At 55.8% G+C, this 16343-nt stretch carries 16 protein-coding genes, 2 tRNA genes and 1 rRNA gene; 17 read left to right on the top strand and 2 right to left on the bottom strand.

Annotated features, from left to right (window positions below):
* Positions 1-40: 40 nt before the first annotated feature.
* Positions 41-367: a dihydroneopterin aldolase gene (locus WCX72_RS09550; RefSeq protein ID WP_345969567.1), complete on the bottom strand. Its 327-nt coding sequence runs from the start codon at positions 365-367 to the stop codon at positions 41-43.
* Positions 367-981 (bottom strand): glycerol-3-phosphate 1-O-acyltransferase PlsY, encoded by a 615-nt coding sequence (gene plsY / locus WCX72_RS09545; RefSeq protein ID WP_345969566.1) that lies wholly within the window; start codon positions 979-981, stop codon positions 367-369. The genes WCX72_RS09550 and plsY overlap by 1 nt, the downstream gene beginning before the upstream one ends.
* Before the next feature lie 131 nt (positions 982-1112).
* Between plsY and nadA the strand changes: the two genes are divergently transcribed.
* From nadA to WCX72_RS09460, 17 genes are all read left to right on the top strand, one after another.
* Complete coding sequence (nadA, locus tag WCX72_RS09540; RefSeq protein ID WP_345969565.1) at positions 1113-2111, top strand: quinolinate synthase NadA; 999 nt, start codon at positions 1113-1115, stop codon at positions 2109-2111.
* A complete protein-coding gene (gene nadC / locus WCX72_RS09535; protein ID WP_345969564.1) occupies positions 2108-2926 on the top strand; it encodes a carboxylating nicotinate-nucleotide diphosphorylase in 819 nt (272 codons plus the stop codon). Before nadA ends, nadC begins: the two co-directional genes overlap by 4 nt.
* The gene (locus WCX72_RS09530; RefSeq protein ID WP_345969563.1) at positions 2926-3855 is read left to right on the top strand and encodes a DHH family phosphoesterase; all 930 of its coding nucleotides are present in this window, start codon (positions 2926-2928) and stop codon (positions 3853-3855) included. Before nadC ends, WCX72_RS09530 begins: the two co-directional genes overlap by 1 nt.
* A complete protein-coding gene (locus WCX72_RS09525) occupies positions 3852-5222 on the top strand; it encodes a M23 family metallopeptidase (protein ID WP_345969562.1) in 1371 nt (456 codons plus the stop codon). Before WCX72_RS09530 ends, WCX72_RS09525 begins: the two co-directional genes overlap by 4 nt.
* Positions 5223-5296: 74 nt before the next feature.
* Entirely contained in the window at positions 5297-6181 is an 885-nt protein-coding gene (lpxC, locus tag WCX72_RS09520; protein WP_345969561.1) for a UDP-3-O-acyl-N-acetylglucosamine deacetylase, read from the top strand.
* Complete coding sequence (locus WCX72_RS09515; RefSeq protein WP_345969560.1) at positions 6174-6626, top strand: hypothetical protein; 453 nt, start codon at positions 6174-6176, stop codon at positions 6624-6626. The genes lpxC and WCX72_RS09515 overlap by 8 nt, the downstream gene beginning before the upstream one ends.
* Positions 6627-6635: 9 nt before the next feature.
* Positions 6636-7517 carry a homoserine kinase gene (gene thrB, locus WCX72_RS09510; RefSeq protein ID WP_345969559.1) on the top strand — a complete coding sequence of 294 codons (882 nt, stop codon included), beginning with the start codon at positions 6636-6638 and terminating at the stop codon, positions 7515-7517.
* Positions 7518-7546: 29 nt separating this feature from the next.
* Positions 7547-7801, top strand: a complete 255-nt coding sequence (locus tag WCX72_RS09505; RefSeq protein WP_345969558.1) for a DUF448 domain-containing protein — start codon at positions 7547-7549, stop codon at positions 7799-7801.
* A complete protein-coding gene (infB, locus tag WCX72_RS09500; RefSeq protein WP_345969557.1) occupies positions 7791-10412 on the top strand; it encodes a translation initiation factor IF-2 in 2622 nt (873 codons plus the stop codon). Before WCX72_RS09505 ends, infB begins: the two co-directional genes overlap by 11 nt.
* Positions 10409-10774 (top strand): 30S ribosome-binding factor RbfA, encoded by a 366-nt coding sequence (rbfA, locus tag WCX72_RS09495; RefSeq protein ID WP_345969556.1) that lies wholly within the window; start codon positions 10409-10411, stop codon positions 10772-10774. The genes infB and rbfA overlap by 4 nt, the downstream gene beginning before the upstream one ends.
* Positions 10764-11195, top strand: coding sequence for a ribosome maturation factor RimP (locus WCX72_RS09490; protein WP_345969555.1), 432 nt, complete (start codon positions 10764-10766; stop codon positions 11193-11195). Before rbfA ends, WCX72_RS09490 begins: the two co-directional genes overlap by 11 nt.
* Positions 11189-12199: a bifunctional diaminohydroxyphosphoribosylaminopyrimidine deaminase/5-amino-6-(5-phosphoribosylamino)uracil reductase RibD gene (gene ribD, locus WCX72_RS09485; protein WP_345969554.1), complete on the top strand. Its 1011-nt coding sequence runs from the start codon at positions 11189-11191 to the stop codon at positions 12197-12199. The genes WCX72_RS09490 and ribD overlap by 7 nt, the downstream gene beginning before the upstream one ends.
* The gene (gene ubiE / locus WCX72_RS09480) at positions 12192-12902 is read left to right on the top strand and encodes a bifunctional demethylmenaquinone methyltransferase/2-methoxy-6-polyprenyl-1,4-benzoquinol methylase UbiE (protein WP_345969553.1); all 711 of its coding nucleotides are present in this window, start codon (positions 12192-12194) and stop codon (positions 12900-12902) included. The genes ribD and ubiE overlap by 8 nt, the downstream gene beginning before the upstream one ends.
* Before the next feature lie 3 nt (positions 12903-12905).
* Positions 12906-14171 carry an exodeoxyribonuclease VII large subunit gene (xseA, locus tag WCX72_RS09475; RefSeq protein WP_345969552.1) on the top strand — a complete coding sequence of 422 codons (1266 nt, stop codon included), beginning with the start codon at positions 12906-12908 and terminating at the stop codon, positions 14169-14171.
* Positions 14172-14518: 347 nt separating this feature from the next.
* Positions 14519-16022: ribosomal RNA gene (locus WCX72_RS09470) — 16S ribosomal RNA — on the top strand.
* Positions 16023-16149: 127 nt separating this feature from the next.
* Positions 16150-16226, top strand: a tRNA-Ile gene (locus tag WCX72_RS09465).
* 12 nt (positions 16227-16238) lie between these two features.
* Positions 16239-16314: transfer RNA gene (locus tag WCX72_RS09460), tRNA-Ala, on the top strand.
* The last annotated feature ends 29 nt before the right edge of the window (positions 16315-16343 follow it).

Raw genomic sequence — 16343 nt, 5'->3', positions numbered from 1 at the left:
GCACAGTTTTAGAAAATTTTAAACTTTTTTTCAATTTTCTTTAAAAATTGGATTTTTTTGTGACAGAGACCCGGCAGTCAGGGAGGATGTCCGGTTTGGCGACGGTGAGCGAGAGGCTTTTTATGCCCGGAAACGCTTCTTTCAGTGTCGTAGATAGCGCTTCGAGGGCCTCTTCGACGAGGGCGAACTTTTCCTGCCGCATCTGTGTTCTGATATGGTCGGCGACGGCGGCGTAGTCGATGAAATGCCCTGCCTCATAGTCGTAGTCGATGACCGCGTCGACAATGACGCGCTGCGGGGTGACCCGCTCGAAATCGAGGATGCCGATGATGCAGTCAAAGGTGAGGGCGCGGATCTCGATGGTCATCAGACGACGCGTTTCTCCTCGCCCCTGACGAGGCGGACGATGTTGGGGATATGTTTGTAAAAGAGGAGCACGACGATCAGGATGACCGGCGCGTGCGCCATCCCCGGGTGGAGGAAGAAGCTGGCCACGAGCAGGGCCAGGACGCCGCTCAGTGACGAGACGGAGGAGATACGGACCGTTTTGGCCAGGATCCCCCAGACGGCGAGCGCGATCAGCGTCTCCAGCGGCAGCATGACGAGCATGACGCCCATGCCCGTCGCGATCCCTTTGCCCCCTTCAAACCAGAGGTAGGGGCTGAAACAGTGGCCGGCGACGGCCAGGACGGCCACGCCCCACTGCGCCGCTTCGCTCATCCCGAAGGCTTTCGCGATCAGCAGGACGACCACCCCTTTGAGGGCGTCTAGAAGGAGGGTCGCGATGCCGAGTTTTTTCGCGAGCGCGGGGTTGGTCTCTTTGACGACGCGCAGCACGTTCGTCGCGCCGATGCTTTTCGAGCCGCCCTCTTTGACATTGACGCCGGCGAACAGCTTGGCCAGGACGAGTCCGAAGGGGATACCGCCTACAAAGTAAGCCAACAGGTAGAACTGTACATTGGGATTGAAGAGGAAGTCCATAAAAACAGGGCCTTGAGAGTAGATATGAATTATAAGGGATATGGTAACGACGCTTTGGTTATAATTCCATTAATATTCCGGGCGGCGCACCGCTGGCGGCGGCCCGATACCAGACAGACAGGGGAGATGATTTGACGGATAACACCGAAGAACTCAAAGCAAAGATCCGTGCGCTCAAGGAGAAGCTGAGCGTGACGGTCGTTGCACACTTCTACCAGCGCGACGAAGTCTTTGACATGGGCGACATCACCGGCGATTCGCTGGAACTGGCCAAGAAGACGATGGCGGACGACAGCGAGTTTGTCGTCTTCTGCGGTGTCGGTTTTATGGGACAGAGCGTTAAGGTGCTCAGCCCCGAAAAACGGGTCGTTATGCCGAAGATCGCCTGTTGTGCCATGGCCCGGATGATCGACAGCCTCTACTTCGACGAATCGGTCAAAAAAATGGAAGAGGCGGGCATCGCCGAAACGAACATTCTGCCGATCACCTATATCAACTCCAACGCAGACGTCAAAGCCAAGGTCGGCAAGATGGGCGGGATGGTCTGTACGAGCTCCAATGCGAAAACGATTATCGAAACGGCGTTGGAAGAGGGCAAGAAGATCCTCTTCGTTCCCGACCGCTGCCTGGGGCAGAACATCGCCAACATGATGGGGCTCAAATCCGCCGTCATCGGGATTGACGACAACCTCTCAGACGCCGACATCATCTGTTACGACGGCTTCTGTTCGGTCCACCAGCTCTTCAGCGTCGACGACATCCGCTTCTACCGCAAGAAGTACCCGGGGATCCTCATCGCCGTCCACCCCGAATGCGACCCCGCGATCGTCGCCGAAGCCGACTTCACGGGCTCGACCTCGCAGCTGATCAAGTATATCGCCGAACTCCCGGAGGATCAGAAAGTCGCCGTCGGCACCGAGTTCAATCTCGTCAACCGCCTGCGTCCCAAGAACACCTACGTCCTCTCGTCGACGAAGCCGGAGTGCCCGACGATGAACGAAACGACCCTCGAAGACCTCTACAATACCCTCAAATCGATCGACGAGGGCGAACCGATCAACGAGATCCATGTGGACGAAGAGACGCGCAAATGGGCCAAGGTCGCCCTTGATCGGATGATGGCGCTGTGAACATAGAACACTTTATCGAAGCGGCGATGGCAGAGGATGTCGGCCGCGGGGACCTCTACGCACGGGTATCGGAGGCGGTAGAAGCTTCGGCCAAGATCTATGCCAAGAGCGACGGTGTCCTGGCAGGCGTTTTGTACGTTGATGCCCTGGCAAAGATGGAGAGCATCTACGTCAAATGGTTCGTGAAAGAGGGAGAGCGCTTTGCCAAAGGGGATGTCATCGCCCATTTCAGCGGGGATTCGCATACCCTGCTGCGCTGCGAACGCACGATCCTCAATATGATGCTGCATGCTAGTTCGATCGCGACGCTGACCCGCCGGTATGTCGACCTTATCGAACCCTACGGCACCAAATTGCTCGATACGCGTAAAACACGTCCGATGCTCCGCAACTTCGAAAAGTATGCGACGCGCATCGGCGGGGCGGTCAACCACCGCATGGGGCTGGATGACTGCCTGATGCTCAAAGATACCCACCTGCGCACGATCAAGGACCTTGACGTATTCATGGCCGACGCGCGCAAAAGGATTCCCTATACCACCAAGATCGAGATCGAGGCGGAAACCTTTGAGATGGCGAAGAAGGCGATGGACGTGCGGGCGGACATCGTTATGTGCGACAACATGACCCCCGTGCAGCTGCGCGAAGTGGTCGTCTACAAAAACACGAACTATCCCTACATCAAGCTTGAAGCGAGCGGGAATATCTCCCTAGAGACGATCGAATCGTATGCGGCCACGGGGGTCGACGCGATCAGCACGGGTTCATTGATCCATCAGGCGAACTGGATCGATCTCTCCATGAAAATGGACTGATGCGCGAAGCGATCGAAGCCGCGGAACACATTGCGCTGATTGCCCACGTGCATCCGGATGCGGATTCGCTGGGCAGCGCATGCGCCATGTATGCCCACCTGCTTCGGTTGCAAAAGCGCGTGACGCTTTTTTGTGCAAGCGAAACCATCGATGAACGGTTGTTCTGTTTGCCATGGGCGGATAAGATCACATCGCGCTGGGATGAAACGGCGGACCTGGCCATCGCGTTCGACTGCGGTGATTCGGCGCGACTGGGCATTGTGCCGAAATGTACGCTGATCAATGTCGACCACCACGGCAGTAACGACGGCTTCGGGCATATCAAGCTCATTGACAAGGAAGCGGTCAGTACCACCGCTGTCCTTTTGACATGGTTCAAGACCGAAGCGATCAAAATCAACGCCAAAATGGCGACGGCGCTCTATGCCGGGATTGCCGAAGACTCTCTGGGATTTATGAGCCGCCGGACGGACGCGGCGGTTTTCGAGATGGCCGCAGAACTGGCCGGGGCTCGGGCGGAGATCGCATCGGTGAATCACGCGCTTTTCCTGCGACGTCCGCTCTCCGCACTGCGCCTTAAGGCCTTGATGCTCTCAAGCCTTGCCCTGCGCAGCGATGCACGCATCGCTTTGTTGGAGGTGACCCGGGCGATGATGGAGCAGAGCGGGGCGGACGATACGGTCTGCGACGATGTCTTGCAGGAAGTGCTGGGCCTGCCGACGGTCCGCGTGGCCGTGATGCTTTGCGAGCGTGAAGCGGGTGCGCTCAAAGTGTCGCTGCGTACCGACGACGGGATTGACGTCGGGGTGATCGCGGAGGCCTTCGGCGGCGGAGGGCACCACTTCGCATCCGGATTCACGGCAACGGGGACGGCGCTGAAGCGTTTGTCAGAAAAAATGATCGACATTATTGAAAAGGAGTTGGAATGAGACGACGAAAAAAGGGATATGGCGGCGTGATGTTTTTGAGCATCCTGCTCGCCGCGATCGGAGGTGCGGTCTACCTGTACACCTCGGATGCGTTCGAGCGTGACGTACCGGATATCCGCATCGAAAACAGCGGTTACTGGAACGGCGAAGCCCCGCTCAAGGTCTCCATCGACGACCAGAGCGGCATCGTGGAGTACAAGATCACCCTTATGAGCGGCAGTAACCAGACGATCCTCTCCGAGGCGAAATCGCCTGCACCGGAGAAATCGAAGCAGTTTGAGCTGCAGGTCCCGGCCCGCACGATCGGCAAGCAGACCGATGTCGTTACCCTCGAAGTCGAGGCGCGCGATGCCAGTCGCTGGAACTTCTTTGCCGGGAACCGCGCGGTCAAACGTGTCACCCTGAAGATCGACGCCCGTCGACCGAAAGTGGGCATTATCGCCAACTCCTACAAGATCACGAAGGGCGGTTCGGCCCTCGTGGTGTTTGAAGCCGAGGACGAGAACCTCGAAGAGCTCTACATCGAGACGAGCTTCGGGCGTCGCTTCAAAGCTGTCCCCTTCTATGCGTCCAATTACTATGTCGCGCTGATCGCATGGCCGGTGACCGCCGAGCGTTTCCGGGCCTACGTCATCGCCGATGACGTCGCGGGCAACCGGGCGAAAGCCTACATCCCGCTGCACCTCCAGGAGAAGCAGTACCGCGTTTCGAAGATCAAACTCAGCGACCACTTTCTCAACGGAAAGGTTTCCGATCTCGCGCAGATGTACGGCGCCCCCGCCAACGCCGATATGATCGAGCGTTTCCGCTATGTGAATGAAACCATGCGCGCGCAGAACGAAGAGCTGATCCACAATATTACGGCGAAAGTCGGGGATGCCCAGATCGACCGGTTTGAGCAGCAGCCGTTCTATCCGCTGCGAAACGGACAGGTCGTCGCGAGTTTTGGTGATCATCGTCTTTACTACTACAACGGCGCGAAGGTCAGTGAATCCTACCACCTCGGGCTCGACCTCGCCAGCGTGAAAATGGGCAAGATCAAGATCCAGAACCCCGCGGATATCGTCTTCGCCGACGAGAACGGCATCTACGGTAATATGCCGATCCTGGCGCACGGTCTGGGGCTCTATACCCTTTACGGGCACTGTTCGAATCTGAACGTCACCCAGGGCGAACACGTCGATGCGGGAACGCACATCGCCAATACGGGGATGACGGGTTATGCCATGGGAGACCACCTCCACTTCGGCGTTCTGGTCCAGGGCGTGGAAGTAAGACCGGAAGAGTGGATGGATAAGCAGTGGATCCGTCTCAATGTCAGCGATGTCATCAAAGAGGCAAAAAAGGTGATCGACCGCCGCCGCTAACAGGCGGAGTTATCACAATTTATTCACGTTTTTAGGCTATAATAACGCCAATAACGAGCCTGTAAGGGGGATGCATGAAACAGACGACGATCGCAAAACCGGTGGAACTGGTGGGAATCGGCTTACACAAAGGTTCTCCGGTACGCCTCCGGCTTGAACCCCTGGAGGCGGACAGCGGGATCGTCTTCGTCCGCAAGGACGTCGGCGTCTCCATCCCCCTCAAGCCCGAAAACGTCGTCGACACGCAGATGGCGACGGTAATCGGAAAAGACGGCTACGTCATCTCGACGATCGAGCACCTTCTCTCAGCCATATACGCCTACGGTATCGACAACCTCCGTATCATCGTCGACGCCGACGAAGTCCCCGTCATGGATGGCTCCAGTGCGAGTTTCTGCCTCCTGCTGGATGAAGCGGAAACGGTCGAACAGGACGCCCCGAAGCGCATTATGCGTATCAAGAAGGAAGTGACAATCAAAGAGGGTGACAAGTACGTCAAACTGATGCCCTCGAACGACCTGCGCTACCATTTCACCATCCGCTTCAAGCATCCGGTCATCTCCGAACAGCATTTTGACCTCGACTTCAGCCGCGAAACCTACAAAGCGGAGATCGCGCGTGCCCGTACCTTCGGTTTCCTACACGAGGTTCAGTACCTCCGCTCCAAGGGGTTGGCTCTGGGCGGCAGCCTGGAGAACGCCGTCGTCTTGGACGAGAAAAAGGTGCTCAACCCCGAAGGGCTGCGCTACAGCAACGAATTCGTCCGCCACAAAATTCTCGATGCCATCGGAGACATGTCGCTGATCGGTATCAACTTTATCGGGGAGTACGAGGCCTTCGCCGGAAGCCATGACCTCAACCACAAACTGACCCTGGAACTGCTCAAAGACCCCGCGAACTACGAGGTTGTCGAGATCGCAACGGCGGAAGCGAAGGCGATGGCCAAAGCATATGCATGATGCCGTCGTCATTGCGCTGACCACCCCGATCGTCGTTGGGATCTACAAGGACGGGAAACTTGTCGAGCGTTACGAGAGTGCGAAGCAGAGCTCCGATTCCCTCCCGGAACTCTTCGAGACGATTCTGAAAAAGTACACGCTCGGCAATCTCGTCTATGCCAAGGGGCCCGGCAGTTTTATGGCCATCAAGATCGCTTACCTCTACCTCAAAACCCTCAGTATTGTTCTGGGTTCACGCCTGCTTGCGGCCGATGCATTTTACTTCAACGGGAACCGTCCGCTCAAAGCCGTTGGGAAGCTCTATTTCGTTAAAATGGCGGACACAATCAAGACGCAAAAGTTCGAAACGCCGGTTGAGGCGGATTTCAGCCTTCCGTCCCACCTGAATCTAAATGATTTTTCCGACGATGCCCTGCCGTACTACGGGATCGGAGCCGTCGGTTAAGGAGCACGATTGATTATCAGCGTTCCGGCGACCAGCGCCAACCTCGGACCGGGTTTTGACACCCTCGGTCTTTCCGTCGACCTTCGCAATCGGGTCGAATTCAAACCGTCGCGTTTTTTCAGCGTTTCCATCAAGGGCGAAGGGGAAGGCAACCCCCGTCTGAAGGGAAACAACATGTTCGTTAGCATCTTCAACGAGCACTATCAGCGCCTGACGCACAAAAAACAGAATTTCAAATTCCAGTTTTACAACAGCATCCCCCTCTCCCGGGGACTCGGCAGCTCTTCGGCCGTGATCGTCAGTGCCATCGCCACGGCGCATGAAGCGGCGGGAGTACGCGTTTCCAAACGTCGGATCCTGAACCACGCCCTTGTGTATGAGTCGCATCCGGACAATATTACGCCGGCGGTCATGGGCGGCTTCAACGTCGCTACGGTGGAGAAGAACAAGGTCTTTTCGCAAAAAAAGCACCTTCCCGATTACCTGAGGGCGGTCGTGGTCATTCCCGACAAGCCGATTTCGACGGCGAAGTCGCGCACGACGCTACCCAAGTCCTACAGCAAGGAAAACGCCGTCTTCAACGTCTCGCATGCGGCGTTGACGGTGGCGGCGTTCTTCAACGAGGATTGGGAAATGCTAAAGATCGCGACTCAGGACCGTTTTCACCAGAAAGCGCGGATGAAAATGATGCCGGAGCTCTTTACGATCCAGAAGACGGCGTATGAGCAGGGTGCACTGATGAGTACGCTCTCTGGAAGCGGGTCCACGTTCTTCTCCCTGTGCTACGACGAAGACGCCGCAGGGCTTGCGGCGAGGCTTGAACAGCGCTTTCCCCAGTTTGCGGTCAAAATTCTCAACCTGGACAACCACGGCCTGACGGTCGAACGCTAAAACGCTCATTCAAGGAAACTTTGGATATAATGCGCCAAAATTATTCGGGCCCCGTTCGCATGTGCGTCAGCTGTCGGAAACGGGAAGCACAGAATCAACTGTTGAGATTGCAATGCGCCGAGCGTTCCCTGCGCCGCTATAGCGGGACGGGACGGAGCTTTTATCTGTGCCCGGAGTGTTTCACTGCAAAACAGACTGCCAAAGCGCTCGCCCGGCAATGCAAAAGCGGGGAGATCGAGCGCCTGCTGAACGAGTTAAAGGAGATCATCACGGATGTCAGATAAAGTTAGAGTAAGCGAGATTGCCAAAGAATTGGGTATCGCATCAAAAGAGGTCGTCGAAAAAGCCCAGGCAATGGGGCTTGGCCACGTAAAAACGGCTTCAAACTCCGTTTCGATGGAAGAGGCGGAGAAGATCGCTAACTTTATCATGAGCGGTACGACGCCAGCGGCGCCGGAACCGAAAGTCCGTGTCGTGAAGAAAGCGGCGAAAACCCAGGAAGAAGCGGCAACGCCTGCTGAAGCCAAAGAAGCGGCAGCGGCCGAAGTCACAGCGGAAAAAGCGGAAACGCCGGCGGCTGCCGAGGCGGAAGCAGAAGCGAAATCGGAAGAAGCTGCCGTTGAGAAGAAACCGAAGCCGGTTTCCGGGGCAGTGGTTCAGCAGACGGAACCGGCCCTGAAGCAGGTGACGCCGATCAAGCGCAGCGGCCTGCGGATCAAAAAGAAAAACCGCCCGTCCGCTCAGGAAACGGCTCAGGTTTCCAAAGAAACGACGAAACTTTCCAGCTACGGGAAGCTCAATGCGGACGTTCTTGAAGAGCTCGCACAGAAGAAAAAAGCCAAGAAAGCCTCCAAAGGTACACCGACACAGCGCAAAACCAGCGGCACCTCTCTGGACATCTTCGGTGGTTCCATGTCGGATGTTTCCATGGACTACGATGACGACGAAGTCGTACTGCTCGACTTGAGCGAAGCAACGCAGGATAAACCGAAACTGCCCGAAGAGCAGCCGAGACCTCGCGATAAGAAACCCGTCGGCCGCGGCGGCGGTCAGAAAAAGCCCGGCGGCAACCGTCCGCGCCAGGTCGCCCGTAAAAAACGCAGGAAGTACACGAAAGAGAAGGGTGTGGAGGAAGTTATTACCCACGTTGAGATCCCGGAAGATATCCGCGTCTACGAGTTCGCCGAGAAGATCAACCACCCGATTTCCGACGTCATCAAAGTACTTTTCAACCTCGGCATGATGGTGACGAAGAACGACTTCCTGGGCAAAGACGAGATCGAGATCCTCGCGGAAGAGTTCGAGGTCGAAGTCACGACGATCGACCCGACCAACGCCTTCAACTACGAAGAGGAGTACGTCGAGGCAGAATCTGAAGAACACCTCGAAGAGCGTCCGCCGGTCATTACGATCATGGGTCACGTCGACCACGGTAAGACCTCTCTGCTCGACGCGATCCGCAATGCCCGCGTCGCCCACGGCGAGGCCGGTGGCATCACCCAGCATATTGGTGCATATACGGTTGAGCAGCGCGATAAAAAGATCACCTTCATCGACACCCCGGGCCACGCCGCCTTCAGCGCGATGCGCGAACGCGGTGCCCAGGCGACCGATATCGTGATCATCGTCGTCGCAGCGGACGACGGCGTCAAGCCGCAAACAATCGAAGCGATCAAGCACGCCAAGGCCTCCAAAGCGCCGATCATCGTCGCGGTCAATAAGATGGACAAAGAGGGCGCGAACCCCGATCTGGTCAAAGGACAGATGGCAGAACATGAGGTCTCTCCGATCGATTGGGGTGGGGACGTCGAATTCGTACCGGTTTCCGCCAAAACAGGCGAAGGGATCGATGACCTGCTTGATAACATTCTGCTGACAGCGGAAGTGATGGAGCTGACGGCCAATCCGGAAGCGGCGGCCAAAGCGGTTGTCGTTGAGAGCTCCGTTGAGAAGGGTCGCGGCCCTGTCGGAACGGTCATTGTCCAGAATGGTACGCTCAGCGTCGGCGACAACGTCGTCTGTGGCAAGGCATTCGGCCGCGTCCGCTCCCTCATTAACGATCAGGGCCAACAGATCAAGGTCCTCGGACCGAGCGAAACCGCCGTGGTTGTCGGCTTGAACGAAGTCCCGGCTGCCGGTGATATCATGATCGCGATGGAGAGCGACAAAGAGGCGCGCGAGTATGCACAGAAGCGTGCCGAGTACGAGCGCCAGAAAGAGCTCTCCGCCAGTACGAAGACCTCTCTGGATGAACTGACGGCCCTGATTGCGGAAGGGAAACTGAAATCCCTCAAGGTGATTCTGAAAACCGACGTACACGGTTCGCTTGAAGCGATCCGCACGTCGCTGCTCGCCCTGCGCAACGACGAGGTCAAGGTCGATATCATCTCCTCCGGCGTCGGCGGGATTACCGAAAACGACGTCGAACTGGCGAACAGCTCGGAAAACTCTGTTCTGCTCGGTTTCAACGTCCGTCCGACGGGTGCGGTCAAGGCGCTGGCGAAACAGCGTGGTGTCGATATCCGTACCTATACCATCATCTATCAGCTCCTCGATGATATTACAGGCATGCTGACGGGTATGATGGCACCGAAGTTCAGCGAAGAGCACAGCGGCCAGGCCGATGTCCGCGAAGTCTTCAAGATCCCGAAAGGGATGGTTGCCGGTTGTCTCGTCGTTGACGGCAAGCTTGTCCGCGGCGGCCCGGTCCGTGTTATCCGCGACGGTGTCGTTATCCACGAAGGCGAGCTGACATCGCTCAAGCGCTTCAAAGATGACGTCAAAGAGGTCGGTAACGGCTACGAGTGTGGGGTTGTTCTTAACGGCTATGACGATGTCCAGGTCGGTGACGTCATCGAGACCTTCACCCGTGTGGAGCAGAAAGTAGAGCTGTGACACCCGCAGAGATCAAGCTGAAGCGCACCGACGCGATCCTGCAGGAGCTGATCCCCGAAGCGATTTCGCAACTGGGGGATGCCCGCCTGCATGAACTCGACGTCATCGAAGTCCGCTGTGCCAAGGGGCGCAGCGACGCCAAGGTCTACCTCGATCCCCACGACTACAGCGAAGCCGAGCGCAATGCATTTTTGAAGCAGCTGCGCAAAGCGCGTCCGGTCATCGAAGATTACTGCATGAAAGACCAGGGGTGGTACCGCTGCCCGAAACTGGCATTCATATTTGATGATCAGCTCCAGAAAACACAGCAGATCGAAGCACTTTTCAAACAGATCGAAGGGGAGAAGCACGATGAGTCTTGAGAGCGATATCAAGAACCTGGTCGAATCGATCGGCCTGCACCTTTATGATACGTCTGTCGTCACTGAAAACGGCGAGACGATCTACCGCGTTAACGTCATCGGCGAAGGCGGGACGACGATGGACCAGTGCGTCGAAGCGACGAAGCTGATCTCTCCGATGCTCGATGTTACTCCCCCGGTTCAGGGCGAATACCGTCTCGAGGTGAGCTCTCCGGGCGTGGAGCGCAAGCTCAAAACCTTGGAGCATTTCCGTTTTTCCGTCGGCGAAAAGGTAAAGCTGACACTGCAGGATAAAACGAAACTGCGCGGCGAACTCAAAAGCGTAAGCGATGACGGCATGTTGGCCGTCGAAACCGAGGCGGGAACCGAAGCGGTCCCCTTTGACAGCGTCGTCAAGGCCGCAACCTACTTCGAGTGGTAACACAGATGGCCGTGCCTGATCCGATGGCGCTGGCCGTCGAAGCGGCGTGGGCTTTCCAGGGATGTACTTTCCCGAACCCGGCCGTCGGCGCCGCCGTCACTGATGCATCGGGCCGTATCCTTGCTGTCGCCGCGCATGAAAAAGCGGGCGGTCCCCACGCGGAAGTGCTTGCGCTGCAGCATGCCTTTGCACTCCTCACGTTTAACACTGCCATCCTGGCTCTTGTGGATTCCGGCGCGATCCACGACTATCTTCTCGCCCATCACAACGGCTGTTTTGCTTCCTGTACGATCCATGTCACTCTTGAACCATGTTCCCATCACGGTAAAACCCCCTCATGCGCCCGTCTTTTGGCAGGCGTGCGAATGGGTCGGGTCGTCTACGCGGCGGCGGATCCGAATGCGGAAGCGGCCGGCGGAGCATCCATTCTCAGCGAAGCGGGTATTCGTGTCGAACACCAACCTTCCAAAGCAGCGGATGATCTGATTTTCCCCTTCGTTCAGTGGCAGACGAAACCCTTTGTGACCTTCAAATGGGCCCAGCGGCTTGACGGAACGATAGACGGCGGGATCATCAGCGGGAGTGAATCGCGGTGTTTTGTACATGCGATGCGCGACGCGGCGGACCTGCTCGTGATCGGAGGCAATACCGTCCGTACCGACCGTCCGACACTGGATGCGAGGATGGTGGAGGGCAAGGCACCGGATATCCTTATTCTCTCCAAGCGGGATGACTTCGATCGGACGATCCCGCTCTTCAACGTTCCCGGCCGGAAGGTGATGATCGCGTCGGATCTTACTGCAATGGACCGGTACCGTAATATTCTTGTCGAGGGCGGTCCGGGAATGTTTGAATCATTGCAGTCGCGGTGCGATATGTATCTCTGTTTTGTTGCGCCCTCAAGCGGTGGTACAATACGCTTTCTGCAAAAGCGAAAACAATTTGAAATCAGGCACCTCTCCCGTTCGGGAGAGGATGTCAAACAATGGATGGTGAATGGATAGACAGGAAAAAATCGTATCGATGTTCGACGAGATTGCGCCGACCTATGACAAGGCGAACCGCGTTATGAGTATGGGAGTCGACCGCAGCTGGCGCCGCAAAGGCTGCGACAAAGCCTTCGGTTTCTATAACAAGCCGGAGCTCGATCTGATCGTCGATGTCGCCTGCGGGACGGGGGATATGATGGATTATTGGCGTCAGCGCGCCGCTGTCAAGAATATCAGCGTCAAAAAGATCCTTGGCGTCGATCCCTCCGAAGGGATGGTCGGTGTTGGCCGGCAGAAGTTCCCCGATTTCGATTTTGCCATCTCCAAGGCGACGGAGCTTCCTGTTGAAGCGAATACGGCGGATATGCTCAGCATCTCCTACGGCATCCGCAACGTCGTCGAGCGTGAAGAAGCGCTGCGGGAGTTCAACCGCGTGCTCAAACCCGGTGGGATGGTCGTCATCCTGGAGTTCATGAAAAATGAGCACCCATCGATCCTGGGAATGATCCGCGACTTCTATATGACAAAAGTTCTGCCGAAAATTGGCGGTTTTATTTCGAAGAACAAAGAGGCGTATGAGTACCTGCCCAACTCCATCGAGGGATTCTTGACGGTGGAAGGGATGCGGGGCGAACTGGAAGCCGCCGGTTTTGAGCCCCTCTTTATCCAGAGTTTCTCCATGGATATCTCCACGCTGATCATCGCCAAAAAGGCGTAACCGGTGCAGGCGGTCTCCGTATCGGCCCTCAACGAACAGATCAAGAACCTTCTCGAGACGACTTTTGTCCAGGTCGCCGTCGAAGGTGAACTCTCCCGAATTACCTATCATAACAGCGGTCACATCTATTTCACCCTTAAAGACAGCGGTTCGGCCGTCAGCGGCGTCATGTTCCGCGGAAACGCGGCCCATCTGCGTTTCCGGCTCGAAGAGGGGCTCAAAGTTGTCGTCCGCGGCGGGATCACGCTCTACAAACCCCGCGGCACGTACCAGATCAATGCCCAGATGATTGAACCTGCGGGGCAGGGGGCATTGGCCCTGGCCTACGAACAGCTGAAAAAACAGCTCTCGGAAGAGGGGCTTTTTGAAAGTGAACGGAAAAAGCCGCTGCCGCGTTACCCGAAAAAAATCGCCCTGATCACTTCCGCGACGGGGGCGGCGCTTCAGGATATGAAGCGGGTGGCGGCGCATCGCTGGCCCCTGACGGAACTTTTCGTCTATGACAGCATCGTCCAGGGAGCACAGGCGCCTTTTTCACTGACGGCGGCACTGAAAGCGGCTGATGAGGCGGGATATGACGTCATCGTGCTGAGCCGGGGCGGGGGAAGCCTTGAAGACCTGTGGGGTTTCAACGACGAAGCGTTGGCAAGGGCGGTTGCGGCAGCAGCAACCCCGGTCGTCTCCGCCGTCGGACACGAGATCGACTGGGTGATCACGGACTTCGTCGCCGACCTGCGGGCACCGACCCCTTCCGCCGCAATGCAGATGATCCTGCCGGATCAGTATGAAATGATGATGAATCTCGATGCGCTCCAGGAACAACTGGACCGCCGCGCCAGCGAAAAACTGCAGGCGGACATGCAGACGGTGGCTCACCTGTATGAACGATACCGCCAGCATTCGGTCGAACAGAAGATCAAAGAGCAGGGCGAACTGCTGCTGCAGCTGCAACAGCGCTTCGATCAAAGCATTGCTTACCGGCTGCAGCAGGCGGCATCAATGCTGGAACCGATGTATACCCGCTTGGACCAGGGCGAAGTGCTCCTGCTGAATCAGAAGCAGTCGCTGCTGAATGCGTTGCAGCGAAACATTGAATCCCAGGATCCGAAGCTCAAGGATAAAAAGGGATTCGCCCAGGTTGTCAAAGAGGGGCGCCCCGTTTCCCTATATAATGTAAGAGAAGGGGATGAAATCAGTTTGATGGACAGCCGCTTTACGGCGGTCGCTGAGGTCAAATCTGTCCACGAAAACAGCGCAAATAACAAGTAACAAATTTACATAAATTAGCAAATTCAAAGAAATTTCGCGAAATTCGAAAATTTGCGCAGAAACCTCTTGACATTGCTTTAGGAATCCCCTATAATTCCCGTCCACAAACGATGAGAGGCATCGAAAGAAGCCGATCTAGCGGTACTTCGGGTTGAAGATCGCGAGAGTTTGAGATCATTGAAAACTAAGCAAGTGGGATGGACAGACAAGGTCTGGAAGTCTTACTTAGATAAGACACAATACATAACCGTCTATTACTTAGGTCACTAAGTATAGACACTATACAGCCAATGATTTTATATCTTGGGCTGGATCAGTAATCGCTTCATTTATGGAGCGTCTTTTCAATTATGGAGAGTTTGATCCTGGCTCAGAGTGAACGCTGGCGGCGTGCTTAACACATGCAAGTCGAACGGTAACAGGGAGAAGCTTGCTTCTTTGCTGACGAGTGGCGCACGGGTGAGTAATGTATAGGTTACGTGCCCCTCAGTCTGGGATAGCCACTGGAAACGGTGATTAATACCGGATACTCCTGTTCGCAGGGAAAGGTTTTTCGCTGAGGGATCGGCCTATATTGTATCAGCTAGTTGGTGAGGTAAGAGCTCACCAAGGCGATGACACATAGCGGGTTTGAGAGGATGATCCGCCACACTGGTACTGAGACACGGACCAGACTCCTACGGGAGGCAGCAGTGAGGAATATTGCACAATGGGGGAAACCCTGATGCAGCAACGCCGCGTGGAGGATGACGCATTTCGGTGTGTAAACTCCTTTTATTAGGGAAGAAAATGACGGTACCTAATGAATAAGCTCCGGCTAACTCCGTGCCAGCAGCCGCGGTAATACGGAGGGAGCAAGCGTTACTCGGAATCACTGGGCGTAAAGGACGCGTAGGCGGGTTTTTAAGTCAGGTGTGAAATCCTATGGCTCAACCATAGAACTGCACTTGAAACTGGGAACCTAGAGTATGGAAGGGGCAGATGGAATTAGTGGTGTAGGGGTAAAATCCGTAGATATCACTAGGAATACCGAAAGCGAAGGCGATCTGCTGGGACATAACTGACGCTGAGGCGTGAAAGCGTGGGGAGCAAACAGGATTAGATACCCTGGTAGTCCACGCCCTAAACGATGAATGCTAGTCGTCGGGGCTCTTGTAGTTTCGGTGATGCACTTAACAGATTAAGCATTCCGCCTGGGGAGTACGGTCGCAAGATTAAAACTCAAAGGAATAGACGGGGACCCGCACAAGTGGTGGAGCATGTGGTTTAATTCGAAGATACACGAAGAACCTTACCTGGCCTTGACATTGATAGAATACTGTAGAGATACGGTAGTGCCAGTTTACTGGAGCTTGAAAACAGGTGCTGCACGGCTGTCGTCAGCTCGTGTCGTGAGATGTTGGGTTAAGTCCCGCAACGAGCGCAACCCTCGTCCTTAGTTGCCAGCAGTTCGGCTGGGCACTCTAAGGAGACTGCCTTCGCAAGGAGGAGGAAGGTGAGGACGACGTCAAGTCATCATGGCCCTTACGGCCAGGGCTACACACGTGCTACAATGGGACGTACAGAGAGTTGCGATACCGCGAGGTGGAGCCAATCTCATAAAGCGTCTCTCAGTTCGGATTGTACTCTGCAACTCGAGTGCATGAAGCTGGAATCACTAGTAATCGTAGATCAGCTAAGCTACGGTGAATACGTTCCCGGGTCTTGTACTCACCGCCCGTCACACCATGGGAGTTGATTTCACCCGAAATCGGGATGCCAAACTGGCTACCGCTTACGGTGGAATCAGCGACTGGGGTGAAGTCGTAACAAGGTAACCGTAGGAGAACCTGCGGTTGGATCACCTCCTTTCTAGAGTAACCGGGCCTCATTCGTTTGAGGGCCCGAAGAGAAAATCTCACATTTCAGATTGTGTCTGTCCGCTTACTTGCTTAGTTTTCAGTGATCTGTGTTCTATTGAATTAGAAATGCCGAGAAGGGGCCTATAGCTCAGCTGGTTAGAGTGCACCCCTGATAAGGGTGAGGTCGGAGGTTCAAGTCCTCCTAGGCCCACCAGGATCACTATGTGGGGAATTAGCTCAGCTGGGAGAGCGCCTGCTTTGCACGCAGGAGGTCAGCGGTTCGATCCCGCTATTCTCCACCACGGACGAAGCCTAATACGAGTACTTGATG

Origin of the sequence: Thiomicrolovo immobilis, assembly GCF_039645955.1 — a bacterium.
GTDB lineage: Bacteria > Campylobacterota > Campylobacteria > Campylobacterales > Sulfurimonadaceae > Thiomicrolovo > Thiomicrolovo diazotrophicus.
Note: the sequence above shows the minus strand (reverse complement) of the source record. Positions and strands in the feature narration are given on the sequence as shown.

Coding starts and splice junctions, on each gene's coding strand:
- WCX72_RS09505 (WP_345969558.1), top strand. CDS start 7,547: ATGCGCCAAAATTATTCGGGCCCCGTTCGCATGTGCGTCAGCTGTCGG.
- WCX72_RS09515 (WP_345969560.1), top strand. CDS start 6,174: ATGCATGATGCCGTCGTCATTGCGCTGACCACCCCGATCGTCGTTGGG.
- plsY (WP_345969566.1), bottom strand. CDS start 981: ATGGACTTCCTCTTCAATCCCAATGTACAGTTCTACCTGTTGGCTTAC.
- lpxC (WP_345969561.1), top strand. CDS start 5,297: ATGAAACAGACGACGATCGCAAAACCGGTGGAACTGGTGGGAATCGGC.
- infB (WP_345969557.1), top strand. CDS start 7,791: ATGTCAGATAAAGTTAGAGTAAGCGAGATTGCCAAAGAATTGGGTATC.
- WCX72_RS09490 (WP_345969555.1), top strand. CDS start 10,764: ATGAGTCTTGAGAGCGATATCAAGAACCTGGTCGAATCGATCGGCCTG.
- WCX72_RS09525 (WP_345969562.1), top strand. CDS start 3,852: ATGAGACGACGAAAAAAGGGATATGGCGGCGTGATGTTTTTGAGCATC.
- ubiE (WP_345969553.1), top strand. CDS start 12,192: ATGGATAGACAGGAAAAAATCGTATCGATGTTCGACGAGATTGCGCCG.
- WCX72_RS09550 (WP_345969567.1), bottom strand. CDS start 367: ATGACCATCGAGATCCGCGCCCTCACCTTTGACTGCATCATCGGCATC.
- WCX72_RS09530 (WP_345969563.1), top strand. CDS start 2,926: ATGCGCGAAGCGATCGAAGCCGCGGAACACATTGCGCTGATTGCCCAC.